This window comes from Stagnihabitans sp. (assembly GCF_964946895.1).
Map to the genome: position 1 here is coordinate 65,737 of NZ_CBBQHX010000003.1, position 26,993 is coordinate 92,729.

A 26,993-nucleotide genomic window follows, 5' to 3' on the forward strand; every position below is an offset into this window, starting at 1 on the left:
CCCCCCGCACCCCCGTGGAGTATTTGGCAAAGAGCAAGAGAAAGCGCGCGGGGAGGCGCGTGGCGGTCTGTTGGGAGGAGACAGCATGGCTGTGGTGGAGAATGCGTCACCGGTTCAGGTGACGGTGATGGCGGCCGATGCTTCGGATATTCGGGCCGCCTTGCAGGCGGGTTGGCGCGATTTTCGGAAGGCGCCGCTGTTCGGCATGGCCTTCGCGCTGGTCTATGTGCTGGGCGGCTGGCTGATCGTGGCGGCGCTTGGCCTGAAGGGGCAGCTGTGGTGGACGATCCCGGTCTCGGCCGGGTTTCCCATTTTGGGGCCTTTCATCGCCTGCGGGTTCTATGAAATCTCGCGCCGGATCGAGGCGGGCGAGGCTTTGTCGCCTGGCGCCATCTTCGGTGTTATCCTGCGGCAGAAGGACCGGCAGATCCCCTCGATGGCGGCGGTGATCGTGGTGTTCTTTCTGTTCTGGAATTTCCTGAGCCACATGACCTTCGCGCTGTTTCTGGGCACCTCGACCCTGACCAATGTCACTTCGTCCTTGACCATCTTCACCACGCCGCAGGGCATGGCGATGCTGGGGATGGGCACGGTCGTGGGGGCCTGCTTTTCCACGCTGCTGTTTGCGTTGGCCGTGGTCAGCTTGCCGCTTCTCTTGGACCGCGAGGTGGATTTTGTAACGGCCATGATCACCTCGGTTCGGGCGGTGACAGTGTCGCCGGTCGTGATGCTGGGCTGGGGCGCGCTGATTGCCGCCTCGTTGTTTGTGGCGATGGTGCCGGGGTTTCTGGGGCTGTTCGTGGTGCTGCCACTTTATGGCCACGCCAGTTGGCATCTTTACCGCAGGCTCATCGTCTGAGCAGGCCAAAGGCCGACACCGCCGCCGCCGCGAGGGCAAGGCCCGCCGAAGTGGCGGCGATATGCGCGAAGGCAAGGCTGGTCGCCGCCCGATGCGCGTCAGAGGTGAAGGGCAGGGCGAAGCCGGGCATTTCCGTCGATATCGGGCCATAGGACAGCGTGGCGATCCGCCCCATCAAGGCCACGGCAATCAAGGCGGCCGCCCGGGCGGTGGCGTTGTTGATGCCAGAGGCGGCGCCTTGGTCGGCATCGGGCGCATGGGCCATGACGGCGGCGGTGAGCGGGGCCACCAGCAGGGCAAGACCCAAACCCGTGATGACGCAGAACGGCACGGTCAGGCGCCAGAACTGCTGCTGGGGAGCGAAGTGGGCGATCAGCCCATATCCCATCGCCACGGTCAGGCAACCCAGCGTCAGGGGCCAACCCGGCCCGATCCTGTCAGACAGCCGCCCCGCCCGAGAAGACAGGCTTGCGATCAGAACAGACCCCGGCAGAAAGGCCGCCGTGATCCCCAGCGGAGAGACACCCCAGGCCGAAATCGCCGTCATCGGCAGATAGAAGCTGAAGCCGTTCAGCCCGATATAAAGAAGCAGCGTGGCAAGGTTCACCGCACTGAAGGCGCGGTCGTGGAACAAGCCAAGGCGTATCATCGGGGCCCTGAGCCGCGCCTCAAGCCAGACAAAGCCCAATGCTGCCAGCAGCGATAGGCCTGCGGCGGGCAGGGCGAGCGCCTGTCCCTCGGTCAAGGCCACGGCCAGGGCACCCAGACACAGCGTCGCAAGTCCGGCACCCCACAGGTCCACCGGCGTCCCCGGGCGGCCGCGGTCCGGGTTGGCATGGCGCGCCAGAAGCCACAAGGCGGCACCGCCCAAGGGCAGGTTCAACGCGAAGATCGCCCGCCAGGCGTCGCCCCCCGCAAGGGTCAGCACCAGCCCGCCAAGGATCGGCCCTCCGGCGGTGGTGGCGGTGGCGGCGGCGGCCCACAGGCCAAGGGCGCGACCGCGTTCCTCGCGCGGATAGGCGCGTGAGACAAGGGTCATCGACCCCGGCACCATGAAGGCTGCCCCCATGCCCTGCAGCGCGCGGGCGGCGATCAGCAAGGGGATCGACGGGGCCGCAGCGCATAGCATCGAACTGATGACAAAGGCCGCGATGCCGCCCTGAAACATCCGGACCACGCCGAAACGGTCCGACATCGCCCCACCCACAAGGATGAGCGCCGTCAGCGCCAGCAGGTAGCCGCCCTGCACCCATTCGGCAGCACTCAACGTGCCCCCCAGACTGGCGCGGATCGAGGGCAGGGCGATGGCTGTGACCGACGAATCGATAAAGCCCATGGCCGAGGCCAGAACGGCAGCGGCCAGCAGGTAGCCGGGTCTGGTGCGGCAGATCGGGGATTGTGTCATGCCCGGCAAGGTGGCGCAGGCGGCGGCTGCGGTCTAGGCCTTCTGCGACCTTTGTCTGGCGGCTTCGGGCGGCAGGGTGCGGTTGAAGCGCCGCGAAAGGTCAACCCACAGGGACAAATCCGCAGGGCGCGGTGTCACAAAGATCCAGGCCTTCACCGTGCTCCCACCGATGCTCCTTGGCGTGGCGCCCTGCGCCAAGGCGCGCGGCACGGCTTCGATGCGGACCCCTGTGATCAGGTCGCCGGTGTGGGTGCCGATCACCAGATTTCTGGTGAGTGTAAACCAGACGCCGCCAATCCTCCTGCGGATTTCGGCTTTACAAGCCTGCATCAGGGCGGTCAGCGCTTCCAGCTTCGGGCCTCCAAACGAAGACGGGCACCGGTTTCCCGATGCCCGCGTTCTGCAAGAAGGTGGGTTCAGATCCCGTCTGAACCGCTGGCTCCGGGCGGCGGCAAGGCACCGCGGCTGGAGGCCAGCGGGTCTTCCTGACGCTGGACCGAACCTTCGAAATGAGCGCCCGATTCGATGGCGATGGTCTTGTGGATGATGTCGCCCTCGACCCGCGCGGACGACGTCAGCCGGACCTTCAGGCCCCGGACCCGACCAATCACGCGGCCGTTTACGACGATATCGTCAGCAACGATCTCGCCCCGGATGGTGGCGCTTTCGCCGACCGTCAGCAGATGGGCGCGGATATCGCCCTCGACCGTGCCTTCAACCTGGATATCACCCGAGGTCTTCAGGTTGCCCACGACTGTCAGATCGGACGACAGGATCGACGGCCCGGCTTTGCCCTTGGGGGCAGACGGCGTGTAGTCCATCGCAGGTTTTGTCACAGGGGCCTCCGGCGCCTTTGGTTTTTCGCTCTCGCCAGCCTTGGGACCGGGTTCATTGATGCGGCTCTTAGAAAACATCTTTCGCTGCCCTTATGAAGGTCATCGGATTTACGGCAGTGCCGCTTAGACGGACCTCGTAGTGAAGGTGAGTGCCGGTAGACCGGCCTGAGTTGCCCATATCACCGATTTTTTCGCCACGCGATACCTTTTGACCGACATTCACTTCGATCTGCGACAAGTGGCCGTACCGGGTTTCGATGCCGAAGGCGTGTTGCACCTTGATCAAACGGCCATATCCGCTTTCCCAACCGGCATAGGTGACGGTTCCATCGGCAGTCGCATAGACCGCAGAGCCATAATCGCCCGCCAGATCCTGTCCTTCGTGCATCCGCGCCGATCCATTGATCGGGTCGTCGCGCGTGCCAAAGCCCGAGGTGAAGCGGAATGTGGACTTCAGCGGCAGACCCAGCGGCACCTTGAAGGCGGCGATTCGGTACATGTTCAGCGTATCCAGGCCTTGCAGGATGGCATTGGCCCGGGTCTCGTCCGGGCTTCCAGACAGGCCCATGGTAGACAGCGCAATCGGCGACAATGGCCCGCCCTGACCGGAGTAGCCGGATTTCACGGTGGCAATCAGGTCGTCGGGGTTCAGGCCGGCCGCCTTGAACATCTTGTCCAAAGGCTCGACCGAGACGGTCAGCGCCTCTTCGAGCTTGCCGAAGATGATGGTGTTGCGCGCCTCAAGTTCGGCCTTCTGCTTGGCGACGGCGGCGGTGCGGTCCTGTTCGGTCACCACATCGGCAGCCTGAGAGTCACGGTCCTTGGCCGTATCGGTCAGGGCCTGCGCCATGATGTCCAGCGTGGCTGCGATATCCTGCGTCTGACCCATGTCGGTATGCGTGGTCCCGGGCTGGGTGTTCAGCGCAACCTGGGCCTGTGCCGCCTCGCCCCGCGCCTCGTCGCGCTCGCGGATCGTGCGGCGCAGAGTGTTCTGGATCACATCGATCCCGGTCTCCAACTCACGCAGGCGGGTTTCAGAGGCGAGCAACCGTTCCTGCATGGCCGACACCTGCGTCAGCGCCAGATTGAAGCGTTGCTGGGCGCTGGCGGCTTCAGCCACACGCAGGTCACGATCATCGGACAAGGCGTTCAGACGTTCTTCATAAAGCGCGGTCTGGCGCTGGACCTGTTCGCGGGAAGACCCTGAGTTGATGAAATCCATCAGAAGGATGGCCGTCGCAAAGATCGTCCAGCCGACAGCCAGAACCCCAACCACCACGCTGATCGCCTGCGTCATGGGCCTGAGCCGGATGAAGCGGGTTGTGGCGTCGGATTTCAGGAACAGGCGCTGTTCCGGGAACCGGGGTTCAAGCCAGAGGTTTATGCGATAGGCGAGCCTTGTCAGCACGTGCTGTCCGTTCTGGGGAAATATCAATGGCAATACCCGCCCAGAACGGGCGTTCGATCGTGATTAGCCAGCGCCGACCGCCCTCGCAACTCTTTTGGCCGCGCGCCGGTCCCGCTTCGCGGGAATCCGCCGGGGTCAGCTCTCCGCCTTGGCCCCAGTTCCGGCGGCTTCGGTCAAGGGCCAGTAGAAATCGGGCGGCAGCCCCGCCTCGGCCCGCTTGGCCTCGTTGAAGGGTGGTTTCAACAGACCATGAAAATAGCGGCGCACAAGGTCGTGGAAGGCCTCTTTCGGGTCCAGTCCATCGCGCCCGCAGAGCCAGTTGAACCATTTCGATCCATAGGCGACGTGAGCCACCTCTTCGGCATAGATGACCTCAAGCGCGTCGATGGCTTGGGTTTCCCCTGCAGCGCGGAAAAGGTCTATCATGCCCGGCGTCACATCAAGGCCGCGTGCCTCCAGCACCATCGGAACCACGGCCAGGCGTCCGAACAGGTCCTGCGCCGTGTCCTCGGCCGCGCGCCACATCCCGGCATGGGCGGGCAGGGCGCCGTAATGACTGCCCAGCACCTCCAGACAATCGCAGATCAGGTTGAAGTGCTTGGCCTCGTCATCGGCGGCCTTCACCCAGTCGTCGTAGAACCCCAAAGGCATTGGCAGATCCGCGAAGCGGGCGATGATGTCCCAATGCAGATCAACGGCGTTCAATTCGATATGGGCAATCGCGTGCAGCATGGCGATCCGCCCCAGCGCGCTGCCCGGCCGCCGGCGGGGCACATCGCGCGGCGACAGCAGTTCCGGCTTTTCAGGACGCGCGGGCTGGTCGGGCGGCACGGCCCGACCAATTTCCAGCGGCATCCCGGCGGCCCGCGCGGCAAACCATGTGGCCGCATGGGCCCGCCCCAAAGCGGTCTTGGTCCGCCCGTCAGAGGTGCCGAGCACCTCAACCGCCATCTCGGCCAATGTCATTGCGCGGCCCTTTTCCTTGGTCCATCAATATCCCACGGGCGGCAAGCGGGTCCGCCAAGCGCCCCTCAGCCCTTCACAGCCGCCAGCACCTCAGCCGCGTGACCCTTGACCTTGTCGACCTTCCAGATCTGCGCGACGCGTCCCTCGCCGTCGATCAGGAAGGTGGATCGCAGCACCCCCTGCACCAGCTTGCCAAAGAACAGCTTCTCGCCAAAGGCGCCCCAGTCTTCCATCATATGGCCGTCCTTGTCCGACAACAGCGGGAAACCGATGCCCATCTTGGCGGCGAACTTGTCGTGCTTGGCCACGGAATCCTTCGACAGCCCAAGCACCTTGACCCCGGCTGCGGCAAACGCGGGCAGATGGGTGTTGAAATCCATCACCTCATTGGTGCAAGTGGGCGTGCCGTCGGCGCCATAGGTAAACAAAACCACCCGGGCCGGGCGCAAGGTGGACAGCGTCACCGACGTGCCGCCATCGCGGGGAAGGGTGAAATCGGGGGCCATCTGGCCTTGGACAACTTCAGACAACATGGGCGGCTCCTTGCCTTGTGATCGACCGGTCCTTGGCGATCTAGTTGCCTTTCGGCGAAGATAAAGGCAACGGCTGGTTTGCAAAAACAACAAGAGGCAGACATGGCGGTGGCAGGACAGGAAGGTGGGGCTGGGGCGATCCCTGATGCCACCTTGACGACCGCCACACCTTCGGCGGGCGGGGCAGGTGGTGCGGGCCAAGACCTGCCGCCCCTGCTGCTGCGTCCGCAAGATCGCCTGCCCGAAGAGGCCCCCGAGGACAGGCTGCAGGCCGAAGCCGCTCCGCCGGCGCGCCGAAACCCAGTGCGCCGCCGCTCCCGGGTTGGTCGTACATGGTTTGGCGGCCGCATTCTGTTTCTTGTGGTCCTGTTCGGTCTGGCGGCGCTTGTGTTGGGTGCGGTCGGTCGTCCCATCCAGATGCCGGTCTTCGTCGTGGCCGAAGTCGAGGCGCGGTTGAACCACGCGCTGGCCGAGGCCTTGCCGGAAGGAGCGCTGTCGCTGGGCGGCATCGAGATCACGGTGGGCGATGACTGGGTGCCGCATCTGGTGCTGGAGGATCTGCGCCTGTTGCAACTTGATGGCCAGACCCTGCTGACCTTGCCCGAAATCCAGTTGAACCTTGATCCCTCCGGCCTTCTCGCCGGACAGGTGCGCGCACAAAGCCTGCGCATCGTCGGCGCCCGCATCGCCATCCGCCGCGACCGCGACGGGCATTTCGATCTGGCGCTCGGCTCGGGGCAGGGGCCGAAGATCGACAGCCTTGCCGCCCTGTTCGCGACGCTTGACCGCGCCTTTGCCCTGCCCGCCCTGACCCACCTGCACACCGTCGAGGCCGAGGCCCTGACCCTGTCGATGACCGACCTGCGGGCCGGGCGGACGTGGGAGGTCGGCGATGGTCACCTTTCGATCGAGAACCGCCCCGATGAGTTGGCTGCGCAGTTGAGCATGACCCTTGTGGCCGGCGGCAGTACACCGGCCCGGGCGGTGGTGACGGCGATTGCCGCCAAAGGGGCGGGTACGGCGCGGATCTCGGCGCAGGTCGACGGTGTTGCGGCGCGCGATCTTGCCGCGCAGACCCCGCTTCTGGGCTGGCTTGGCGTGCTGGATGCGCCGATCTCGGGCAGGATCGCGGCGACGCTCGACACCACGGGTATCACCGCCCTGGATGGGCGTCTTGATATAGCGGCGGGCGCCTTGCAGCCCTCGGCCAAGACGACCCCGATTCCCTTCGACCATGCCAGCCTCGGCCTGGGATATGATCCTGCGGCAGGCCGGATCCTGCTGACTGACCTGTCGGTGCAAAGCCAGACGCTGCGCCTGACCACCAAGGGCCAGGCCTATATGGTGGACGAGGCCGGCCAGACCATCTCGGGCCCGCTCTCGGGCCGCCGCCCCGCCGCCTTTCTGGGCCAGATAGAGGTTTCCGACCTCAAGGTCGATCCGGCGGGCCTGTTCGCCGCTCCCGTGCAGTTCAGTCAGGGGGCGGTGGACCTGCGTCTGCGGCTGGATCCCTTCTCGGTCGATATCGGACAGGTGTCGCTTTCGAACGGATCCGAGCATCTGGGCCTGTCCGGACAGGTCGCGGCAGAGCAAGGGGGCTGGCGGGCAGCGTTCGATCTGACGCTGAACCAGATTTCCCGCGACCGCCTGCTGGCGATCTGGCCCCTGCGTCTGGTGCCGGGCACCAGATCATGGGTGGCCAACAACATCCGCAACGCAGATCTTTCGGACGTGCGCGCCGCCGTTCGGATTGCCCCTGGCACCGAGCCCAAGGCAGAGTTGTCCTATGATTTTGCCGGGGCCGAGTTGCATTTCATGCCGAAGATGCCGCCGGTGACCGGGGCCGACGGGTATGCGACAATTCAGGGCAAGGTTTACACGCTGGTCATGTCGCGGGGCCATCTGCTGCCGCCGCAGGGCGGCCCGATCGACGTGTCGGGTAGCGTGTTTTCCGTGCCGGACATCACCCGAATTCCCGCCTGGGCCAAGGTCGAGGTGCATATGACCGGGGCGGTGACGGCGATCCTGTCGTTGCTGGATCAGCCGCCGTTCCACTATCTGGAAAAGGCCGGGCAGCCGGTGGATCTGGGAGAGGGTGTGGCCAGTGTATCCGCGCAGGTCACCTTGCCGCTGATCGCCCGGGTGATGGCGTGGGACGTCGGTCTGAAGGCCTCGGCCGAGATTTCAGATTTTGCGTCTGATCTTCTGGTCAAGGGGCACCATGTGACGGCGCCGATGCTGCACATCGCGGCCACCACGAAGGGCATGACCATTTCTGGCAAGGGCATGATTGGCAAGGTGCCGTTTGACGCCACCTTTGCGCAGGACTTCCCGACCCAGATCCCCACCCCGCAAGAGCTTGCCGCGCAGGACGTGGTGCCCGAAGGCGTCTTCATTGCCCCGGCAATCAGCCCTGCAGCACCCGCAGAGGTCACCGGTCAGGTCACCCTGTCACAGGAGGCTGTCAGCGAGTTCGGCCTTGGCTTGCCAAAGGGCATGGTCACCGGGCAGGCCCCGGCCGATGTCACGCTGACCTTGCCCAAGGGCGCCCCCGGCCACTTGCACCTGACCTCGGGCCTTCAGGGTCTGACGCTGGCCATTCCCGAATTGGGCTGGCGCAAACCGCCCTCAGCCGCAGGCAGCCTGACGGCTGAGGTCCGCCTTGGGACCCCGCCTGAGGTCAGCCAGATCGCCTTGTCCGGATCGGGCCTGCAAGCGCAGGGGCAAGTGCTGCTGCATGGCAATGGCGGTCTGGATGTGGCGCGGTTCGACCATGTCACGATGGGGGACTGGCTTGATGGCGCGGTCGAGATCACCGGGCGTGGGGCAGGGGTTCCGGTCAAGCTGGCCGTCACCTCGGGCACGATCGACCTGCGCAAGTTCCCCTCCAGCCATGCCGCCGGAGTTGCCGCCGCCGGCAGCCCGCTGTCCCTGTCCCTGCAGTCGCTTCGGGTGACCGATGGCATCCGCATCACGGGGTTCAACGGCGACTTCTCGCTGAAGGGCGGCTTCAACGGCACCTTCACCGGTGCGGTCAATGGTGCGGCCCCGATCACCGGGACAGCGGTTCCCACCCGCAACGGCACGGCGGTGCGCATCCAGTCCGACGATGCCGGTCGCACGATGAGCGCCGCGAACCTGTTCGCCTCGGCGCATGGCGGATCCCTTGACCTGACACTGATCCCGCGCGCCTCCCCCGGCGAATATGATGGCGACGCCACGATCCGCCACATCCGCGTCAACTACGGGTCGGTCATGGCGGACCTGTTGTCGGCAATGTCGGTCATCGGACTGATTGACCAGTTGATGGGGGATGGCATCGTCTTTGACCGGGCCGAGGCGCAGTTCCACATGACGCCCACGGCCATTGATGTCCAAAAGGGGTCGGCCATCGGCGTTTCGATGGGGGTCACGCTGGAGGGCCTGTACCACTCGGACACCACCAGTCTGGATATGCGTGGCGTCGTGTCGCCCATCTACATGCTGAACGGCATCGGCTCGCTTCTGACGCGCAAGGGCGAAGGGCTGTTCGGCTTTGCCTACCGCCTGAAGGGGAAGGCAGCGGCGCCGGATGTCAGCGTCAACCCGCTGTCGATCTTGACCCCGGGCATGTTCCGCGACCTGTTTCGCGCCCCGGCCCCCACCTTGCCGCAGACCCCGGCACAACCCTCACCCAATGGAGGCGGCGGATGAAGCTGTCGGATTTCGACTTTGATCTGCCCGAGGGCCTGATTGCCACCCGCCCCGCCAAGCCGCGCAGCGCGGCGCGCCTGTTGCTGGCGCAAGGCGACGCGCTTGCGGACCTGCATGTGCGCGATCTGGTGGACTTGATCCGCCCCGGAGATCGGCTGATCCTGAACAACACAAGGGTCATTCCCGCCCGCCTGTTCGGCACCCGCCAGCGTGGCGAAGCGGTGGCCAAGGTGGAAGTCACCCTGCTTGAGCCTTTGGCCACCGGATGGCGCGCCTTGGCCAAGCCCCTGCGCAAGGTACAAGAAGGCGAAGTGATCCGCTTTTCGGACGCCCTCTCCGCCACAGTGGCCGCGAAATCCGATACAGACATGGTTCTGGCCTTCAACCTGACCGGAGAGGATTTTGACGCGGCCCTGGCGCAGGCCGGGCAGATGCCCTTGCCACCCTATATCGCAGCCCTTCGTCCGGCCGACGATCAGGACCGCACCGATTATCAGACCGTCTTTGCCCGCCATCCCGGCGCCGTCGCCGCCCCCACCGCAAGCCTGCATTTCGAGCCCTGGCTTCTGGACGCCCTGCGCGCCAAGGGGGTCGATTTCACCGAAGTCACCCTGCATGTCGGCGCAGGCACCTTTCTGCCGGTCAAGGTAGAGGATGTGACCACCCACAAGATGCATGCCGAATGGGGAGAGGTGACACCGCAGGCCGCTGCCGACATCAACGCCACCAAGGCGGCTGGCGGTCGCGTGATCCCGGTGGGCACGACGGCGCTGCGCCTGATCGAAAGTGCCGCCGCCTCGGGGCAGGTGGAGCCTTGGCGCGGGACAACGGATATCTTCATCTATCCGGGGTATCGGTTCCGTGTGGCTGACGCCTTGATGACCAATTTCCACCTGCCGAAATCAACCCTGCTGATGCTGGTCTCTGCCCTGATGGGACAAGAGCGGATGAAGCGGGTCTATGCCCATGCCTTGGCAGAGAAATATCGCTTCTTCTCCTACGGCGATTCCTCGTTGCTGATCCCATGAGGCCCCGAATTTTCTACGAAAATTCTGCCGAGCCCCGGTCGTTGCCCCTGCGACATCGGCGCCCCCGGTGAATTTTCGTTGAAAATTCGGGTCGGTGTTTTCGAATTTTCGCAGAAAATTCGGCGCCTCGGGCTCAGCGGTCGCAATTTGTCGCCGCATCCCGCAAGCCCCTGCTAGACTGCCCGTGAAGGAGTGCCCATGCTGAAAGTTCTTGCCCATTCCTGGCCCCTTCTGTTGGGTGTCATGCTGCTGATGGTCGGCAATGGCGTGCAGGGCACCCTTTTGGGCGTGCGTGGCGCGCTGGAGCATTTTTCGACCTTTCAACTCTCGATCGTGATGTCGGCCTATTTCGTGGGGTTCCTTGGCGGCGCCCGCCTTGCGCCCTCGATGATCCGGCGGGTGGGCCATGTGCGGGTCTTCTCGGCCTTGGGTTCGATGATTTCCGCGATCCTGATCCTGTATCCGCTGGTCTTGGACTGGACCGCATGGAGCCTGATGCGCGTGCTGATCGGGTTTTGCTTTTCAGGCATCTATGTCACGGCCGAAAGCTGGCTGAACAACACCGCGACGAATGAGACACGGGGCCAGACGCTGTCGGCCTATATGATCGTGCAGATGCTGGGCATCATCGCCAGCCAAGGCTTGCTGGCCCTGGGGGATCCGGCCGGGTTCGGGCTGTTCATCATTCCTTCGATCCTGGTCTCTTTGGCGTTCATGCCGATCCTGCTGGCCGACACGCCCGCGCCCACCTTTGACGACGTGAAGCGGATGAGCTTCCGACGCCTGTTCGCCACTTCGCCCTTGGGTTGCGCGGGGATGCTGCTGACCGGGGGCATCTATGCCGGGATGTTCGGCATGGCCTCGGTCTGGGGGGCGATGTCGGCGCTGACCTTCGGGCAGATCGCGGCCTTTGGTGCAACGCTTTATATCGGGGGGCTGGTGCTGCAATACCCGATCGGCTGGGCGTCAGACCGGATGGACCGCCGCGCGCTGATCATGGGCCTGTCGCTGGCCGGGGCCTTGGTGATGGCGGTGGCCACGCTGCTGACCTTGCCGTTCTACCTGATCCTTGTCGTGGCTTTGCTGCTCGGCGGCATTATCAACCCCTTGTATTCGCTGCTGATTGCCCTGACCAATGACTATCTGAGCAAAGAGGACATGCCGGGCGCTTCGGCTGGCCTCATTTTCCTCAACGGCTTTGGTGCGATCTTCGGGCCGCTGGTATCGGGCTGGTTCATGGGGCAGATCGGGGCGGGGGGTTATTTCCTGTTCCTGTGCCTGCTGTTTCTTGTTCTGGCCGGCTATGCCGCCTGGCGCATCAGCCGTCGCACCGGCCCGCTGGAGCAAGGCGTTTTTGCCGGCCTGTCGCCCAATGCTTCTTCTTTGGCCGTCGGCGCGGTGATGGAGAAAGACCCGCGCCGCAGCCGGGCGGGCTGACTGCGCGGGTGATTGCGGTCTGCCGGCGAACCTGTCACCTTTGCCGAAAAGGGAGACGCGCATGGATGATCCGGTCGAAGTTCTGGATTTCTGGCTGGGTACGGTCGGACCCGAACGGTGGTATGCCGGCGGCGAGGACCTTGACGCTATGTGCCGCGACGGCTTTCTGGACCTGTGGCAGGCGGCGCGTTCGGGCGGGTTGGAGCATTGGGTCGATGGCGCCGTAGGCACGCTTGCCTATCTGATCCTCACCGACCAATTGCCCCGCAACATGCACCGTGGCACCGCCGAGGCTTTCGCGACCGACCCGCTGGCGCTGGCGGCAGCGCGCAGGGCGCTGGATGAGGGCTGGGACATGGCCGCCCCCGAACCAGAGCGGCAATTCTTCTACATGCCCTTCGAGCATTCCGAAAATTCCGCCGATCAGGCCCGTGCGGTCCGCCTGATGGAGGAACGCTTGCCCTCGGACCCCGAGATGGCGCTGCACGCCCGCGCCCATCAAGAGATCATAACGCGCTTCCACCGCTTTCCCAGCCGCAACGCCGCCCTGGGCCGCATCTCTACCCCCGAAGAAACGGCGTTTCTGGCCGAAGGCGGCTATGCTGCGGTGGTCAAAGCGCTTTCGGAAAGCCATGCAAAACCTGCATAGGCCCACGGCAGGTCCGGCGTTGCTGGTCTTTCCAAGATAGTTTAATGGCAAACTACTTTTTCAAGGGAGGAAAAGATGGCTGCCCATACCTTCGACGTCGTAGTGATTGGTGCCGGACCCGGCGGTTATGTGGCGGCCATCCGCGCCGCCCAGCTTGGCCAAAAGGTGGCGATCGTCGAGCGGGAGAACCTCGGCGGCATCTGCCTCAACTGGGGCTGCATCCCGACCAAGGCGCTTTTGCGCTCGGCAGAGGTGTTTCACCTGATGCACCGCGCCAAGGAATTCGGCCTTGCCGTGACGGGGGCCAGTTTTGATCTGGACGCCGTGGTGGCGCGTTCGCGGGGCGTGGCCAAGCAATTGTCGGGTGGGATTGGCCATCTGATGAAGAAGAACAAGGTCACGGTTTTCATGGGCGACGCGACGTTGCCCAAGGCCGGTCTGGTCTCGGTCAAGTCCGACAAGGGGACAGAAGAGCTGTCCGCCAAGTCAATTGTCCTCGCCACCGGGGCGCGGGCACGGGAACTGCCGGGGCTGGAGGCGGATGGCGATCTGGTCTGGACCTACCGCCATGCCTTGCAGCCCAAGCGGATGCCGAAGAAGCTGCTGGTGATCGGATCTGGTGCCATCGGGATTGAATTTGCCAGCTTCTTCAACACTTTGGGCGCTGACACCACGGTCGTCGAAGTCATGGACCGCGTGCTTCCGGTGGAAGACGCCGAGGTCTCTGCCTTCGCCAAGAAAGCCTTCGTCAAGCAGGGCATGAAGATTCTGGAGAAGACCACGGTCAAGAAGCTGGACCGCTCTCCGGGCAAGGTGGTCGCCCATCTAGAAGACGCCAAGGGCACCACGACGCAGGAATTTGACACGGTGATCTCGGCGGTCGGCATTGTCGGGAACGTGGAAGGCCTCGGTCTGGAAGCGCTTGGCGTCAAGATCGACCGCACCCATGTGGTGACGGACGAATTCTGCCGCACCTCGGTGCCCGGGCTTTTCGCCATCGGCGACATCGCGGGCGCACCGTGGCTTGCGCACAAGGCCTCCCATGAAGGCGTCATGGTGGCCGAACTGATCGCGGGCGGCCATCCGCATCCGATCAAGCCGGGTTCGATTGCCGGCTGCACCTATTGCCATCCGCAGGTCGCCTCGGTCGGCATGACAGAGCAGAAGGCCAAGGACGCAGGCTTCGAGATCAAGGTTGGCCGCTTCCCCTTCATCGGCAATGGCAAGGCGATTGCGCTGGGTGAGGCCGAGGGCTTCATCAAGACCGTCTTCGACGCCAAGACCGGCGAGCTTCTGGGGGCCCACATGATCGGTGCCGAAGTGACCGAGTTGATCCAAGGCTATGTCATCGGCCGCCAGTTGGAAACGACCGAGGAAGACCTGATGAACACGGTGTTCCCGCATCCGACCCTGTCGGAGATGATGCACGAGGCCGTGCTGGACGCCTACGGTCGCGCCCTGCATATCTGAGTCCCGAATTTTCTGCGAAAATTCCGCGCGGGGGGCCTCGGCCCCCTGACCCACGAGGATATTTGAGCAAATGTGAAAGGGCATGGAGTGCGCCGTCTTCTGACCGTTCTGGCCCTGTGGTGTGCAGGCCTTGGCGCTGCGGCGCAGTTTGGCAAGATTTCCGTGGCTTACGAGGCGCTCGGCCTGGCTTATCCGGCGCAGGCCGGGGTCTGGATCGGGCTGATGGTGTCGAGTGTCGGCATGGTCGGGTTGGTGTTTGGCACCAGCGCCGGACTGGTTGTGGCGCGGGTTGGGGCGCGGCGGGCGATCTTGACGGCGTTGGTTCTGGGGGCGGGCGTGTCACTGGCGCAATCCTATTTGCCGCCCTTTCCCCTGATGATGCTGGCGCGCGTGCTGGAGGGGGCTTCTCATCTTGCGATCGTCGTGGTGGGGCCGACTGCGATTGCCGCGATCGCCCCGCCGAATCGGCAGGGTGCGGCCATGACGCTGTGGTCCAGCTTCTTTGGGCTGACCTATGCCGTCTTGGCATGGGTCGGGCCGGGGATCTTGGCTGATCTTGGCCTTGCGGGCCTGTTCCGACTGCATGCGCTTTGGCTTCTGGCCTGCGCGGCGGCGCTGTGGCTGCTGCTGGCGGCGGATGTAAAGCCGGACGGCGCCTTGGGACAAGGTGGCGTTCTGGCGCAGCATTGGCAGATCTACGCCTCGCCCTTCGTGGCCGCTCCGGCGACGGGGTTTGTGTGCTATACGGTGACCTATGTGGCCGTGCTGACGCTGATGCCTGCCGCGATGGGGGATTGGGGGCATTTTGCCGGGGTGGCGATGCCTTTGGTCTCGATCGGGGTCAGTCTGACGCTGGGGGTCTGGCTGCTGGGGCGGGTCAGCGCCGTACGGCTGGTGGAGGCCGGGTTTGGCGTGGCCGCCTTGGCTGCGATGGGCATCTGGGCCTTGTGGGGGCAACAGCCGGTGATCGGCGCGGCGCTGCTGTTGGCGGCCAGCCTTGGCATCGTGCAGGGGGCCAGCTTTTCCTTAATCCCGCAGCTCAATCCAAAACCGCAAGATCGGGCGCGGGCGGCCGGAGCGATTGCGCAACTGGGCAATCTGGGGACGACGACGGGGACGCCCTTGCTGGCTTACCTGATGCAACAGGCCGGCGTGACCGGTCTAGCCCTGTTCCTGATCGGTTTTTCGGCTTTGGGTCTTGTCATTCACCTGGCGCAGGCCCGGCGCCGGCTTACAGCCGCGTAACCGGTCCGCCCGCCTGCACCCATGCGCCAAAGCCGCCGAGGTTCAAGGCCGTGTATCCCAGCCGCTGCAGCGCCTGCACGGCCATGCCCGACCGCCCGCCCGACGCACAGAACACCGCCACCATCTTGTCCTTGAAGCGCTTGTCGAAGTCCGGGCCCTTGGGATCGGCCTTCATGGCGATCAAGGAGACCGGAATATGGATCGCCCCCTTTGCCGTGCCCGAGGCCAGTACCTCGGCCCTTTCCCGCACATCGACCAGCAGGATATCGCCCGAAGCGACCTTGGCCATCACATCCTGAAGGGTCATTTGGGGTTGGGCGGGTACGGGACGCAGAAAGTTGAACATCGGAGTGGCCTTTTGGTGGGTTGATCTGAATATATTCACATAATTGAATTTGTAAAGCCTCCACAGAAGATTTTCACTTGCAGCGTCATGTTCATATTTCGTTCACTTTTTCCGGTTGGAAAGCCCCTGGTTCCGCCCTATCTTGGGTGTCTTGGTGGGGTGTGGCATGGCTGAGCAGAAGTTCATCGAAGTGCGCGGTGCGCGCGAACACAATCTGAAGAACGTGGATGTCGACATTCCGCGCGATCAGTTCGTGGTCATCACCGGGCTGTCCGGTTCAGGCAAGTCATCTCTGGCCTTCGATACGATCTATGCCGAGGGTCAGCGGCGCTATGTCGAAAGCCTGAGCGCCTATGCCCGTCAGTTTCTGGATATGGCAGGCAAGCCGGATGTCGACCACATCTCGGGCCTGAGCCCGGCCATTTCGATCGAACAGAAGACCACCTCGAAGAACCCGCGCTCTACCGTCGGCACGGTCACCGAGATCTATGATTACCTGCGCCTTCTCTTCGCGCGCGTCGGCATTCCCTATTCCCCGGCCACCGGCCTGCCGATCACCGCGATGCAGGTGCAGGACATGGTCGATGCCGTGATGGCGATGGAGGAGGGCTCTCGGGCCTATCTGCTGGCACCGATCATCCGGGACAGGAAGGGCGAGTACAAGAAAGAGTTCCTTGAACTGCGCAAACAAGGCTTCCAGCGCGTGAAGGTCGACGGCGCCTTCCATGATCTGGAAGACCCGCCGACGCTGGACAAGAAGCTGCGCCATGACATCGACGTGGTGGTTGACCGGATTGTTGTTCGCGAAGGCCTGCAGACCCGGCTGGCCGACAGCTTCCGCACCGCCCTGAACCTTGCTGACGGGATTGCCGTGATCGAGACCGCCCCCGCCGAGGGCGAAGGCCAGCGTATCACATATTCAGAGAAATTTGCCTGCCCGGTATCGGGCTTCACCATTGCGGAAATCGAACCCCGCCTGTTCTCTTTCAACGCCCCTTTCGGCGCCTGCCCGGATTGCGACGGGTTGGGCATGGAGCTGTTTTTTGATGAACGCCTTGTGGTGCCGGATCAAAGCCTGACCCTTGCCCAAGGGGCCATTGCCCCTTGGGCCAAGTCGAAAAGCCCCTATTTCACCCAGACCATCGACGCGATGGCGATCCATTATGGCTTTGACAAGAAGAAGAAATGGAAGGATCTGCCCGACAAGGTGAAAGAGGTCTTCCTGCGTGGTTCCGGCGGCGAAGAGATCGAGTTCCGCTATGATGAAGCGGGCCGGATCTACACCGTCAAGCGCATCTTCGAAGGCGTCATCCCGAACATGGAGCGTCGGTACAAGGAAACCGATTCCTCTTGGTCTCGCGAGGAGATGGAGCGCTTCCAGAACAACCGTCCCTGCGGCACCTGCCACGGCTACCGCCTGCGGCCCGAGGCTTTGGCCGTGAAGATCGCGGGTCTGCATGCAGGCCAAGTGGTCCAGATGTCGATCCAGGAGGCGTTCAACTGGATTGGCTCGGTGCCCGAAAGGCTGACCAATCAGCAGAATGAAATCGCCCGGGCAATCCTGAAGGAAATCCGCGAACGCCTTGGGTTTCTGGTGAATGTCGGCCTCAATTACCTGACGATGAGCCGCAACGCCGGTACCCTCTCGGGCGGCGAAAGCCAGCGCATCCGGCTGGCCAGCCAGATCGGATCGGGTCTGACGGGCGTGCTTTATGTGCTGGACGAACCCTCTATCGGCCTGCACCAGCGCGACAATGACCGCCTTTTGACCACGCTCAAGAACCTGCGCGATGCGGGCAACACGGTGCTGGTGGTGGAGCATGACGAGGATGCCATCCGTGAGGCCGACTATGTCTTTGACATGGGGCCGGGGGCGGGGGTGCATGGTGGCATGGTGATCGCCCGTGGCACACCTGCCGAGATTGCCGCCGATCCGGCCAGCATGACCGGGCAATATCTGTCAGGCCTGCGCTCGATTCCGGTGTCCAAGGTCCGGCGCAAGGGCAACGGCAAGAAGCTCACCGTGGTCAACGCCACCGGCAACAACCTGAAAGATGTCACCGCCGAATTCCCCTTGGGCATGTTCGTCTGCGTCACCGGGGTTTCTGGTGGCGGCAAGTCGACGCTGACGATCGAGACGCTGTTCAAGAACGCCGCCATGCGGCTGAACGGGGCCCATGAAACCCCGGCACCTTGCGAGACGATCAAGGGGTTTGAACACCTCGACAAGGTGATCGACATTGATCAGCGGGCGATTGGCCGCACGCCACGCTCCAATCCCGCGACCTATACCGGCGCTTTCACCCCGATCCGCGATTGGTTTGCAGGCCTGCCGGAAGCCAAGGCGCGCGGCTACCAATCGGGCCGCTTCTCGTTCAACGTGAAGGGGGGCCGCTGCGAGGCCTGCCAAGGCGATGGCGTCATCAAGATCGAGATGCACTTCCTGCCGGATGTTTACGTCACCTGCGAGACTTGCAAGGGCCACCGCTACAACCGCGAGACTTTGGAAATCAAGTTCAAGAACAAGAGCATCGCCGACGTTCTTGACATGACCTGCGAAGATGCCGCCGTGTTCTTCCAGGCGGTTCCCGCGATCCGGGAAAAGATGGATGCCTTGTGTGAAGTGGGCCTTGGCTACATCAAGGTCGGCCAGCAGGCCACCACGCTGTCGGGCGGCGAGGCGCAGCGGGTCAAGCTGTCCAAGGAACTCAGCCGACGTGCGACGGGCAAGACGCTGTACATCCTCGACGAACCCACCACCGGCCTGCATTTCGACGATGTGCGCAAGTTGTTGGAGGTGCTGCACTCTCTCGTAGATCAGGGCAACACGGTCGTGGTCATCGAACACAACCTTGATGTCATCAAGACCGCCGACTGGATCATCGACATTGGCCCCGAGGGCGGCGATGGTGGCGGACAGATCGTCGCCGTGGGTACGCCGGAACAGGTGGCCCAGGTCGAGGTGAGCCACACGGGCCGCTACCTAAAGCCGATGCTGGCAGCGGCAAAGCGGGTGGCGGCGGAATAGTCCCGCCGCCAAACCTTTGCTCAACGACCCTCAGGCCGTGCGTGTCGGCGTGCGGCCTTCGAACCAGCGGAACAGCAGCACGATCAACCCGGTGATCGCCATATACACGACGGCAAGCAGCAACAGCGGTTCGTAGATGATGAAGGTGTCCTGCCGCACCCGTCCGGTGACGGCGTAGATGTCCATGATGGTGATGGTCGAAACCAGCGGCGTCGATTTCAACTGCGACACCGTCTCACCGCCCAGCGTCGGCAGCACGCGTTGCAGGGCCTGCGGCAGCCAGATCCGGCGGAACATGGTGAAGCGCGGCATGCCCATCGACTTGGCGGCCTCCAACTGGCCATGCGGCACGCCGTTGAAGGCGCCGCGCATCACCTCGCCCTCATAGCCCGCGACCGACAGGGACAGGGCGACCACGGCATAGGGCCAAGCCTGCCGCAGGATGGGCCACAGCGCCGAATCCCGGATCCACGGGATCGAGGGGAACAACGAGCCGAGGCCATAGTACAGCAGCCACAACTGCATCAGCAGCGGGGTGCCCCGGATCACGGTGCAGAACACGCGCGCCGGCCACGCCAGGAACCACGGGCCAGCGGCCTGCGCCAGACCGATCGGGATGGCCAGCACCATCCCCGACACCATCGTTACCACCAAGATCCAGACGGTGCGCCAGATGCCTTGCAGGATCAGGTCCTGATAGGTCGGATTGGCCAGCCATGACCAGTTCAGCGACACCACACACCACGTCACCAAGGCGGCGGCGACCAGGATCAGCACCACGCGGTGCGGTTTCAGAAACGCTTGCATCAGCCCCTCACATCGCGCTGACCGCGTCGCGCCCATTTCTCGATCCGCCCGATGATCAGGGTCGAGGTCAGCGAGATCGCCAGATACAGGCACATCGCCGCCGGATAGAACACGAAGAACGCCTTGGTCGTGGCCGAGGCCTGATAGGTTGCCTTGGTCAGTTCCGAAAAACCGATGACGGCCAGCAAAGCCGTGTCCTTGGTGGCATTCAGCCAAAGGTTTGCCAGCCCCGGCAGGGCGTTGGCGGTCATCAGCGGCAGGATGATGCGGCGGGCCAGCAGGCCAGAGGGCATGCCCATCGCGCGGGCCGCCTCGATCTGGCCAGCGGGCACGGCAAGGATGCCACCCCGCAGAACCTCGGTCTGGTAGGCGCCTTGCACCACGCCCAGCACGACGATGCCGGTGATGATCGGCGAAATTTGCACCCGGTCATAGCCCCAGGCCAGCAAGGCCTGATTGAGCAATCCGGTAAAGGCGTAAAACAGGATCAGGATCAGCACCAGTTCCGGCACGGCCCGAACGATGGTGGTGTAGACGGCCAGCAGGTCCTTCAGGACCGGCCCGCCATACAGCTTGCCAAAGGCACCGCCAATCCCGATGGCAAAGCCCAGTCCATAGGCGCCCAAGGCGATGACGACCGAGTTGGCAAGCCCGGCAAGCAAAGTCGCCCCCCAACCGGGGGGCGAAAAGGCCAGAAGATCCAGCGCGGAGGCCGCCGTTATGGCCTCAAATCCCAAGCTCAATTGGAAGCGCCGTAGATGTCGAAGGGGAAGTACTTCTTGGTGATGGCGTCGTATTCGCCATCCGCACGAACCGCCTTGATCGCCGCGTTCAGTTTGTCCTTCAACGGATCACCCTTGCGCAGACCGAAGCCCACACCGGCGCCAAGGATTTCCGGGTCATCCTTCACATTGCCCGCCGATTTGCAGCAGGCCTTGCCGGCATCGCTGTCAAGGAAGGCCTGCAGGGCGATCGAGTCCGCCATCACGGCGTCCAGACGGCCAGCCGCCAAGTCTTGGTTGGCTTCGTCCTGCGTCTGATAGGTCTTCACTTCCTGCGCCACCGGGGCGAAGTACTTCTGGGTATAGGCCGCATGGGTGGTCGACACTTGCACGCCGATGATCTTGCCCTTCAGGCCGGCTTCATCGGGGGTGATCGTGCTGTCTTTGGCGACGATGACCATGGCCGGGGTGTTGTAATACTTGTCCGAGAAGTCGATCGTCTTGGCGCGCTCGGCGGTGATCGACATCGAGGACATGATCACGTCGATCTGGCCCGAGGTCAGGGCGGGAATGATGCCGTCCCATGCGGTGGGGGTGATCACGCAGTCAAGAGCAGCCTGTTTGCAGATCGCGCCCAGGAAATCCACTTCCCAACCCACCCAGTTGCCATTGGCATCGGGCGAGGTGAAGGGCGGATAGGGCTCTGCCGCAACGCCGATCTTCAGCGGAGCCGCGGCGACGGCGGTGCCGAGGGCCAGTGCGGCCACGGCGGCGAGGACGAGTTTCTTCATGGTGGTCTCCTTGTTGTCAGATTGCCCCGTGAGTCGCTTGTCAGCCCACGGTTTTCAGAAATTGCTTGAGGCGTTCGGATTTGGGCGCGCCGAACAGCTGTTCTGGCGGCCCTTCCTCTTCGATGACGCCATTGTGCAGGTAGATGACATGACTGGACACTTCGCGGGCAAAGCGCATCTCATGCGTCACAAGGATCATGGTACGGCCCTCGTCCGCCAGCCCTTTGATGACCTGCAACACTTCGCCCACCAGTTCGGGATCGAGGGCCGAGGTCGGTTCGTCAAACAGCATGGCCTTGGGGTTCATGCACAGGGCGCGCGCGATGGCGGCGCGCTGCTGCTGGCCACCGGACATGAAGGCCGGATAGGCGCCCTCTTTCTCGGCCAGACCCACGCGCTTCAACAGGGCGCGGGCCCGGGTGATGGCTTCCTCCTTGGGAACTTTCAGTACATGCACCGGCACCTCGATCAGGTTTTCCAGCACGGTCTTGTGGGTCCACAGGTTGAAGTTCTGAAACACCATGCCAAGGCTTTGGCGGGCCTTTTCCAGCTGATGCTTGTTGGCCGCATGGCCGTCGGCCTTCATCAGCATCTTCTCGCCGGCGATTTCGATCTCGCCGCCTGAAGGGGTTTCCAGAAAATTGATGCAGCGCAGCATGGTCGACTTGCCCGAGCCCGAGCCGCCGATAATGGCCACGACATCCCCCTCACGCGCGGTCAGGGAGACACCCTTGAGCACTTCGTGCGGGCCGAAGGACTTGCGAAGTCCGCTGACGCGTATGGCTATGGGCTGTGACAACCCTGTATTTCCCCGTTCCGGCATGTGGTCCCGCCGTTTGATTTTCCTGATCTGAACCAGCGGCGCGGGATTGTGCAAGCGAATAATTTTTAGCCGTGCCGAGACAGGCCTATTCCAGATTGGTATGCCGGGCCCGCATAGAATCTAGGCTTTCCTGCAGACGCGGCCGCAGGGCCAGAACCAGAAGTTCAAAGATCAGGAACATTGCCCCTTCGAAAACCGAACCCATCGGCAAGACTGACCTAGGGGCAGTCTGATCGCGCGCCATGGTCTGCACGGGAATCACCAGCCGCAGATCCGCCGCCAGCGGATCGGGGCCATGGGGTTCCGCCGTGATGCAGGCGATCTTCGCCCCGGCCTTCCGCGCTTGCCCGATCAAGGCTGCCACCGTGGATAGCGTTCCCGGTCCCGAGGATACGACAAACAGATCGCCAGTCCCCAGCGGCGGGCAGGACATGTCGCCCTGCATGTGCACATCGCAGCCCAGATGATACAGCCGCATCGCCAAGGCCTGCATCATCAGCCCCTCGCGCCCGCAGCCGTAAGCCACGATGCGACGGGCATTTGCGATAGCCTCGACCAAGGCGGCAAACTCGGTTTCGGACACCGTGGCACATCCGGCGCGCAGTTCCTCGGTCGCTTGGGCTGCAAGGGCGGCGAGGGTCATTTCATGCTCCAATGCACATCGCAGCCCCGGATGGTCAGGCCGTGGTGGGTGACCGGGTCGGGATTGTAATTGATCAGGAAGGTCACATCCCCCGCCCTGCGACGGCGCAGCCCCTCGGGCATGACCTGCGTGGCAATCCCTTCGGCCGCACAAAGCCCCGCCAGAATGCGATCGGCCGCCGTGTCATCGGGCCAGCCGCACAGGTAATGCAGCTTTCCGCCCTTCACCACTGCAGGGAAGCCGTCGGCGCTGGTCTCTACCGCCACCCCCTCCAGCTTCTCACGCCAGTGCTTGAAGGCGCCGCCTTGGGTCAGGGGGACGGTCACATCCGGCGGGAAGCTTTCCACCCGCATCACTGTGGCATCAAGGCCGGGCAGGTTGGGGGGCAGGGGCAGGGGCGTGGCGAACTCCGCCGTCTTGGCATTGGCGCGCGGACCGATCAGGCTGGTGCCACGGAAGGTCTTCAACGCGTCCAGCATCTGGGCCGAAAGTGTCGCGACACCCGGTGCCAGCACCAGCTTGTAGGCTGACAGGTCGCGGGTGTCAGGCGGCAGGATGTCGACATCAAGTCCCAGACGGCGCAGGCCGCGGTACATGTCAAACGCCAGCCGGAAATAGCTGAAATCGCGGCCCTGCGGCTGCGTGGACCAGGCCCAGTCCGACGCATAGTCGAAGACCAGCGCCACCTGTGCCTGGGTCGGCTGGACGTCTGGCATCAGGGCCAGTTCGCGGGCAACCGCGGCCACCTCGTCATGCGCGGGGGCGGGGGCGCTGTCAGGGCGCAAGAGACCGGCGTGCATCGCCTCTTGGGCAAACGGCGCCTGACGCCAGCGGAAATAGCAGACCGCCTCTGCCCCATGCGCGAAGGCTTCCCAAGCCCAAAGCCGCGCCATACCCGGCAAGGGATCGGGGTTCCACGGCGCCCAGTTCACCGGGCCGGGTTGCTGTTCCATGATCCACCAGCGGCCCCGACCGACGGCGCGGTAGAGGTCATGGTGGAAGGCTTGAAAGTCCGGATCACCCTGCCGCAGGAAGTGGCGCTTGTGTTCGGGCGAGGCAAAGCCGCGGTCGGACAGGAAGCCGATCGGGTAGGCGTCCCACGAGGCGATATCCAGATCGGCACCCACTGCAAAATGGTCAAAGTCGGTGACCTGACCCATGTAGTTGTGCGCAATCGGTGCCGTGGAGTGGCGGCGCAGGATGTCGACCTGCAGCTTGTTGAAGCTGACCACTTCGTCACTGGCGAAGCGGCGGAAGGCCATGACATGGGCGGGGTTCGCCTCGGTCACGGTCAGGTTGGGCAGGGCAATCTCGTCAAAGCTGGCGTATTCCATCGACCAGAACACATTGCCCCAAGCCCGGTTCAAGGCATCCACTGACTGGTATTTCTGCGCAAGCCACGTCCGGAACGAGGTCAAAGCCGCTGCGGAATAGCTGAGCACGGTCTTGTGGCAGGCATATTCATTGTCGGTCTGCCAGGCCGCGACATGGGGGTTTTTTCCATAGCGGACAGCCAGTTCCGTGACGATCTTCGCGCAGTCCGTGCGATAGCCCGGATGGCTGAAGTCATAGTGCCGGCGCGATCCGAAGCCCCGGGTGTGGCCCTTGTCATCGACCGCCAGCATGTCGGGATGTTTGGTGATCATCCAGCGCGGCGGGGTGGCGGTAGGGGTGCCCAAGACCACCTTCAGCCCCTTGGAGCCCAGGATTTCAATTGCGCGGTCCAGCCAGCCCCAGTCGTATTTCCCCGGCTGCGGCTCCATCCGGCTCCAGGCGAATTCGCCGATCCGGACCCAGGTCAGGCCAAGGGCGGCCATGCGGGTGGCATCGGACTCCCAGACGGCTTCATCCCACTGCTCGGGGTAGTAGCAGACACCCAATCCGCGCTTCATGCCAGAAACCGCGGCTCTGGCAGACCTTTGGCGACGTTCTCGGCACAGAACACCTTGCCGGCATCGGGATGCGCGGCGCGGGCCTCTTCGGACATTTCCTCAAGGGCGGTGGTGCAGAACAGCGTCGTCATGTCCGGCCCGCCAAAGGCCGGGCACGAGGTGTGCGGCGCGTCGAACTTGACTTCACGCAGGTATTCACCCGCCGGAGAATAAGCGGCCACACGGGACGCCCCCCACTGCGCGTTCCAGAAATTGCCCTCGGCGTCGACGGTCGCGCCGTCGGGGTAGATGTCGGTTCCCTTGAAATCCAGAAACACCGACCGCTCGCCCAAGGGCCAGCCATCGGCGTCCAGCGCCACCTGCCAGACCGTCTGCTCCATCGTGTCGGCAAAATAAGCAATCGTCCCATCGGGTGAAAAGCAGATGGCGTTGGGGATCGAGATGTTGGGGAAAAGTGTCCGCACCTCGCCCTTGTAAAGCCGGTAGATGGCGCCCTTGCCCCGGCGGTCGCCTGGGTCCTTGCCCATGGTGCCGATCCAGAAACCGCCCTGCCGATCCGCCCGCCCGTCGTTGGAGCGGTTGCCGGGCTTGTCGGCCTCCAGCTCGATCAGCGGCATCACCTCATGGGCGTCCAGCGCATAAAGCATCAGGCTGCGTTCGCCCGCCACAAGGATCACGTCATCGGCCACCCATGCCGCCGCCGAGACATATTGCGGAAATTTCCACGACACCGCATCCTCGCCATCGCGCGCCATCAACCGGCTGTCGAGGATGTCAAACCACAGGAATTGCTGGCGTTCGGGGTGCCAGAAGGCGCCTTCGCCCAACTCGCAGCGGCGAGAGTCGTACACGGTGCTCATGCTTTGGCCTCATCATAGGCGGCGACGATCTGGGCGGCGCGGGTGGCAATCTCGGCGGTGGACAGGCCGGGGGTGTAAAGCGCGGTGCCGATGCCAAAGCCATCCGCCCCGGCCTTGAACCACTGGGCAAAGTTATGCGCCCCGGCGCCACCGACAGCATAGACCTGAGTGCCCTTGGGCAAGACGGCGCGGATCGCCTTGACGCCTTCGGGGCCGATCAGGGTTGCCGGGAAAATCTTCAGCCCATCGGCGCCGGCCTTCAGGGCCGCAAAGCATTCGGTGGGCGTCATCACGCCGGGCCATGAGGCCAGACCACGCGCCTTGGTGGCGGCAATCACCTCGGGGTCGCAGTTGGGCGAGACGATCAGCGTGCCGCCGGCGTCCTGCACCTCGGCCACGTCCTTCACGGTCAGCACGGTGCCCGCGCCGATTTCGGCGTGCTGGCTGAAGGCCTTGGCCATGGCGGCGATCGAGGTCATCGGATGGGGCGAGTTCAGCGGAACTTCGATGCGGGTGATGCCGGCGGCGATCAGCGCTTCGGCTGCGGCAACGGCTTCTGACGGCGTGATGCCGCGCAGGATGGCGATCAGATTGCGGTGCTCGGTCATGCTTTCAGCTTTGCGTAAAGGGCGGACAGGCCGGCAAGAGTGCAGGCGGTGGCGTCAAGACGGTCGGATTTCAGACCCTGATGGCCCAAGGCGCGGGCATAGGAGGCGGCCAGCGCCTCGGCCCCGATCAGCTTGACCTCCTGGCCCAGCCAATAGGGTTTGGCCCCCGCCAGTTCGATGCCGATCAGCAGGCCCGACAGCCGAGCGCGGGCCTGCGGGGCGGTCAGGCCATGCAGCAACCCCTCGGCGCGCAGGGAAAACAGCCGTGCCGCGATGCGGTCGGGGCGCGACAGGGCCACTGACAGACCCTCGTCGAACGAGGCATCGTCCCAGCCCCCGGTCGTCAGGGAATGGCGCAGGACCGATTGGGTGGACAAAAGCGCGAACAGTTCGCCGGTCATGTAGGTCTGGAACGACACGACCTCTCCGGCGCTGACCTGAACCCATTTGGAATGGGTCCCGGGCAGGCAGAAGACGCCGTCGAAGTCAGGGTGCAGGGCCAGGGCACCGGCCAGTTGGGTTTCTTCACCGCGCATCACATCGGCGGGTTTGTCTTGGCTCAGGCCCGGGGCGATGCGCAGATCAAGGCGTTGATCTTGCGTGGAAACGGCGGTCAGTCCTGCCGGATCGGTGGGCGGGCAGGGCACGGCGCGGTACTTGGCCTCAACCCAGCCCTGCCGGGCGCCAACCATGCCACAGGCAAGGATCAGCATGCGGTCTGACAGCCACGGGCTGACAAGCTCCAGCAGCGCCGGTTCGAATGCCTCTGGCGTAAGCTTGCCCATGCCCTTGTCGCTTTCGGCATGGGCGAGGATTTCACCCTCCCCCATCGCCCAAGCCCGCAGGTTTGACGTGCCCCAATCGACGGCGATCCAGTGTGCGGCCATGATGTCCCCCTTGGCTGAGGCAAGTTTTGCCCTTTCCTGACCGCGCGCGCAATCGCC

At 63.9% G+C, this 26,993-nt stretch carries 24 protein-coding genes; 8 read left to right on the forward strand and 16 right to left on the reverse strand.

Going from position 1 to position 26,993, the window contains the following annotated elements; all coding sequences use genetic code 11:
- Window positions 1-85: 85 nt before the first annotated feature.
- A complete protein-coding gene (locus AC1Y2B_RS02685) occupies window positions 86-859 on the forward strand; it encodes a DUF2189 domain-containing protein (RefSeq protein WP_482251508.1) in 774 nt (257 codons plus the stop codon).
- Here the strand turns inward: AC1Y2B_RS02685 and AC1Y2B_RS02690 are convergent.
- The 6 genes from AC1Y2B_RS02690 to AC1Y2B_RS02715 form a co-directional block, all read right to left on the reverse strand.
- Window positions 849-2,264 (reverse strand): MFS transporter, encoded by a 1,416-nt coding sequence (locus tag AC1Y2B_RS02690; protein ID WP_482251509.1) that lies wholly within the window; start codon window positions 2,262-2,264, stop codon window positions 849-851. The genes AC1Y2B_RS02685 and AC1Y2B_RS02690 overlap by 11 nt on opposite strands.
- A gap of 33 nt (window positions 2,265-2,297) precedes the next feature.
- On the reverse strand, window positions 2,298-2,594 hold the full coding sequence (locus AC1Y2B_RS02695) for a hypothetical protein (protein ID WP_482251510.1): 297 nt from the start codon (window positions 2,592-2,594) through the stop codon (window positions 2,298-2,300).
- Window positions 2,595-2,680: 86 nt separating this feature from the next.
- A complete protein-coding gene (locus AC1Y2B_RS02700; RefSeq protein ID WP_482251511.1) occupies window positions 2,681-3,178 on the reverse strand; it encodes a bactofilin family protein in 498 nt (165 codons plus the stop codon).
- Window positions 3,168-4,508: a DUF5930 domain-containing protein gene (locus AC1Y2B_RS02705; protein ID WP_482251512.1), complete on the reverse strand. Its 1,341-nt coding sequence runs from the start codon at window positions 4,506-4,508 to the stop codon at window positions 3,168-3,170. The genes AC1Y2B_RS02700 and AC1Y2B_RS02705 overlap by 11 nt, the downstream gene beginning before the upstream one ends.
- Before the next feature lie 135 nt (window positions 4,509-4,643).
- Window positions 4,644-5,474, reverse strand: coding sequence for a ferritin-like domain-containing protein (locus AC1Y2B_RS02710; RefSeq protein WP_482251513.1), 831 nt, complete (start codon window positions 5,472-5,474; stop codon window positions 4,644-4,646).
- Between the two features lie 65 nt (window positions 5,475-5,539).
- A complete protein-coding gene (locus AC1Y2B_RS02715; protein WP_482251514.1) occupies window positions 5,540-6,007 on the reverse strand; it encodes a peroxiredoxin in 468 nt (155 codons plus the stop codon).
- Between the two features lie 102 nt (window positions 6,008-6,109).
- On the opposite strand from AC1Y2B_RS02715, the gene AC1Y2B_RS02720 reads away from it, so the two are divergent.
- The 6 genes from AC1Y2B_RS02720 (at window position 6,110) to AC1Y2B_RS02745 (ending at window position 15,529) form a co-directional block, all read left to right on the forward strand.
- Window positions 6,110-9,700: an AsmA-like C-terminal region-containing protein gene (locus tag AC1Y2B_RS02720; RefSeq protein WP_482251515.1), complete on the forward strand. Its 3,591-nt coding sequence runs from the start codon at window positions 6,110-6,112 to the stop codon at window positions 9,698-9,700.
- On the forward strand, window positions 9,697-10,728 hold the full coding sequence (queA, locus tag AC1Y2B_RS02725) for a tRNA preQ1(34) S-adenosylmethionine ribosyltransferase-isomerase QueA (RefSeq protein ID WP_482251516.1): 1,032 nt from the start codon (window positions 9,697-9,699) through the stop codon (window positions 10,726-10,728). Before AC1Y2B_RS02720 ends, queA begins: the two co-directional genes overlap by 4 nt.
- Before the next feature lie 198 nt (window positions 10,729-10,926).
- Complete coding sequence (locus AC1Y2B_RS02730; RefSeq protein WP_482251517.1) at window positions 10,927-12,165, forward strand: MFS transporter; 1,239 nt, start codon at window positions 10,927-10,929, stop codon at window positions 12,163-12,165.
- Window positions 12,166-12,226: 61 nt separating this feature from the next.
- Complete coding sequence (locus tag AC1Y2B_RS02735; protein WP_482251518.1) at window positions 12,227-12,814, forward strand: DUF924 family protein; 588 nt, start codon at window positions 12,227-12,229, stop codon at window positions 12,812-12,814.
- Between the two features lie 75 nt (window positions 12,815-12,889).
- A complete protein-coding gene (gene lpdA, locus AC1Y2B_RS02740) occupies window positions 12,890-14,284 on the forward strand; it encodes a dihydrolipoyl dehydrogenase (protein ID WP_482251519.1) in 1,395 nt (464 codons plus the stop codon).
- An 87-nt stretch (window positions 14,285-14,371) separates the two neighbouring features.
- Window positions 14,372-15,529 (forward strand): MFS transporter, encoded by a 1,158-nt coding sequence (locus AC1Y2B_RS02745; protein ID WP_482251520.1) that lies wholly within the window; start codon window positions 14,372-14,374, stop codon window positions 15,527-15,529.
- Here AC1Y2B_RS02745 and AC1Y2B_RS02750 read toward each other — a convergent pair.
- The gene (locus tag AC1Y2B_RS02750; RefSeq protein WP_482251521.1) at window positions 15,516-15,836 is read right to left on the reverse strand and encodes a rhodanese-like domain-containing protein; all 321 of its coding nucleotides are present in this window, start codon (window positions 15,834-15,836) and stop codon (window positions 15,516-15,518) included. The genes AC1Y2B_RS02745 and AC1Y2B_RS02750 overlap by 14 nt on opposite strands.
- Before the next feature lie 205 nt (window positions 15,837-16,041).
- On the opposite strand from AC1Y2B_RS02750, the gene uvrA reads away from it, so the two are divergent.
- The gene (gene uvrA / locus AC1Y2B_RS02755) at window positions 16,042-18,903 is read left to right on the forward strand and encodes an excinuclease ABC subunit UvrA (RefSeq protein WP_482251522.1); all 2,862 of its coding nucleotides are present in this window, start codon (window positions 16,042-16,044) and stop codon (window positions 18,901-18,903) included.
- A 30-nt stretch (window positions 18,904-18,933) separates the two neighbouring features.
- On the opposite strand, the gene AC1Y2B_RS02760 is transcribed toward uvrA, so the two are convergent.
- The 9 genes from AC1Y2B_RS02760 to AC1Y2B_RS02800 all read right to left on the reverse strand — a co-directional run bounded on the left by AC1Y2B_RS02760 (window position 18,934) and on the right by AC1Y2B_RS02800 (window position 26,936).
- Window positions 18,934-19,710, reverse strand: coding sequence for an ABC transporter permease (locus tag AC1Y2B_RS02760; RefSeq protein ID WP_482251523.1), 777 nt, complete (start codon window positions 19,708-19,710; stop codon window positions 18,934-18,936).
- Window positions 19,710-20,453: an ABC transporter permease gene (locus AC1Y2B_RS02765; protein WP_482251524.1), complete on the reverse strand. Its 744-nt coding sequence runs from the start codon at window positions 20,451-20,453 to the stop codon at window positions 19,710-19,712. The genes AC1Y2B_RS02760 and AC1Y2B_RS02765 overlap by 1 nt, the downstream gene beginning before the upstream one ends.
- Complete coding sequence (locus tag AC1Y2B_RS02770; protein ID WP_482251525.1) at window positions 20,450-21,223, reverse strand: transporter substrate-binding domain-containing protein; 774 nt, start codon at window positions 21,221-21,223, stop codon at window positions 20,450-20,452. The genes AC1Y2B_RS02765 and AC1Y2B_RS02770 overlap by 4 nt, the downstream gene beginning before the upstream one ends.
- 40 nt (window positions 21,224-21,263) lie before the next feature.
- Entirely contained in the window at window positions 21,264-22,046 is a 783-nt protein-coding gene (locus AC1Y2B_RS02775; RefSeq protein ID WP_482251526.1) for an ABC transporter ATP-binding protein, read from the reverse strand.
- Between the two features lie 85 nt (window positions 22,047-22,131).
- The gene (locus tag AC1Y2B_RS02780) at window positions 22,132-22,689 is read right to left on the reverse strand and encodes an SIS domain-containing protein (RefSeq protein ID WP_482251527.1); all 558 of its coding nucleotides are present in this window, start codon (window positions 22,687-22,689) and stop codon (window positions 22,132-22,134) included.
- Window positions 22,686-24,581, reverse strand: a complete 1,896-nt coding sequence (locus AC1Y2B_RS02785; protein ID WP_482251528.1) for a beta-galactosidase — start codon at window positions 24,579-24,581, stop codon at window positions 22,686-22,688. Before AC1Y2B_RS02785 ends, AC1Y2B_RS02780 begins: the two co-directional genes overlap by 4 nt.
- Window positions 24,578-25,441, reverse strand: a complete 864-nt coding sequence (locus AC1Y2B_RS02790; RefSeq protein WP_482251529.1) for an SMP-30/gluconolactonase/LRE family protein — start codon at window positions 25,439-25,441, stop codon at window positions 24,578-24,580. Before AC1Y2B_RS02790 ends, AC1Y2B_RS02785 begins: the two co-directional genes overlap by 4 nt.
- On the reverse strand, window positions 25,438-26,049 hold the full coding sequence (locus AC1Y2B_RS02795; protein ID WP_482251530.1) for a 2-dehydro-3-deoxy-6-phosphogalactonate aldolase: 612 nt from the start codon (window positions 26,047-26,049) through the stop codon (window positions 25,438-25,440). Before AC1Y2B_RS02795 ends, AC1Y2B_RS02790 begins: the two co-directional genes overlap by 4 nt.
- A complete protein-coding gene (locus AC1Y2B_RS02800; protein ID WP_482251531.1) occupies window positions 26,046-26,936 on the reverse strand; it encodes a 2-dehydro-3-deoxygalactonokinase in 891 nt (296 codons plus the stop codon). The genes AC1Y2B_RS02795 and AC1Y2B_RS02800 overlap by 4 nt, the downstream gene beginning before the upstream one ends.
- Window positions 26,937-26,993 lie beyond the last annotated feature (57 nt).

What these genes read in the sequence shown, in the direction of transcription:
- AC1Y2B_RS02775 (WP_482251526.1), bottom strand. Translation starts at nt 22,046, where the DNA reads ATGCCGGAACGGGGAAATACAGGGTTGTCACAGCCCATAGCCATACGC.
- AC1Y2B_RS02710 (WP_482251513.1), bottom strand. Translation starts at nt 5,474, where the DNA reads ATGACATTGGCCGAGATGGCGGTTGAGGTGCTCGGCACCTCTGACGGG.
- AC1Y2B_RS02695 (WP_482251510.1), bottom strand. Translation starts at nt 2,594, where the DNA reads ATGCAGGCTTGTAAAGCCGAAATCCGCAGGAGGATTGGCGGCGTCTGG.
- AC1Y2B_RS02785 (WP_482251528.1), bottom strand. Translation starts at nt 24,581, where the DNA reads ATGAAGCGCGGATTGGGTGTCTGCTACTACCCCGAGCAGTGGGATGAA.
- AC1Y2B_RS02800 (WP_482251531.1), bottom strand. Translation starts at nt 26,936, where the DNA reads ATGGCCGCACACTGGATCGCCGTCGATTGGGGCACGTCAAACCTGCGG.
- AC1Y2B_RS02685 (WP_482251508.1), top strand. Translation starts at nt 86, where the DNA reads ATGGCTGTGGTGGAGAATGCGTCACCGGTTCAGGTGACGGTGATGGCG.
- AC1Y2B_RS02770 (WP_482251525.1), bottom strand. Translation starts at nt 21,223, where the DNA reads ATGAAGAAACTCGTCCTCGCCGCCGTGGCCGCACTGGCCCTCGGCACC.
- AC1Y2B_RS02730 (WP_482251517.1), top strand. Translation starts at nt 10,927, where the DNA reads ATGCTGAAAGTTCTTGCCCATTCCTGGCCCCTTCTGTTGGGTGTCATG.
- AC1Y2B_RS02735 (WP_482251518.1), top strand. Translation starts at nt 12,227, where the DNA reads ATGGATGATCCGGTCGAAGTTCTGGATTTCTGGCTGGGTACGGTCGGA.
- AC1Y2B_RS02750 (WP_482251521.1), bottom strand. Translation starts at nt 15,836, where the DNA reads ATGACCCTTCAGGATGTGATGGCCAAGGTCGCTTCGGGCGATATCCTG.
- queA (WP_482251516.1), top strand. Translation starts at nt 9,697, where the DNA reads ATGAAGCTGTCGGATTTCGACTTTGATCTGCCCGAGGGCCTGATTGCC.
- AC1Y2B_RS02790 (WP_482251529.1), bottom strand. Translation starts at nt 25,441, where the DNA reads ATGAGCACCGTGTACGACTCTCGCCGCTGCGAGTTGGGCGAAGGCGCC.
- AC1Y2B_RS02780 (WP_482251527.1), bottom strand. Translation starts at nt 22,689, where the DNA reads ATGACCCTCGCCGCCCTTGCAGCCCAAGCGACCGAGGAACTGCGCGCC.
- AC1Y2B_RS02700 (WP_482251511.1), bottom strand. Translation starts at nt 3,178, where the DNA reads ATGTTTTCTAAGAGCCGCATCAATGAACCCGGTCCCAAGGCTGGCGAG.
- AC1Y2B_RS02760 (WP_482251523.1), bottom strand. Translation starts at nt 19,710, where the DNA reads ATGCAAGCGTTTCTGAAACCGCACCGCGTGGTGCTGATCCTGGTCGCC.
- uvrA (WP_482251522.1), top strand. Translation starts at nt 16,042, where the DNA reads ATGGCTGAGCAGAAGTTCATCGAAGTGCGCGGTGCGCGCGAACACAAT.
- AC1Y2B_RS02795 (WP_482251530.1), bottom strand. Translation starts at nt 26,049, where the DNA reads ATGACCGAGCACCGCAATCTGATCGCCATCCTGCGCGGCATCACGCCG.
- lpdA (WP_482251519.1), top strand. Translation starts at nt 12,890, where the DNA reads ATGGCTGCCCATACCTTCGACGTCGTAGTGATTGGTGCCGGACCCGGC.
- AC1Y2B_RS02690 (WP_482251509.1), bottom strand. Translation starts at nt 2,264, where the DNA reads ATGACACAATCCCCGATCTGCCGCACCAGACCCGGCTACCTGCTGGCC.
- AC1Y2B_RS02720 (WP_482251515.1), top strand. Translation starts at nt 6,110, where the DNA reads ATGGCGGTGGCAGGACAGGAAGGTGGGGCTGGGGCGATCCCTGATGCC.
- AC1Y2B_RS02715 (WP_482251514.1), bottom strand. Translation starts at nt 6,007, where the DNA reads ATGTTGTCTGAAGTTGTCCAAGGCCAGATGGCCCCCGATTTCACCCTT.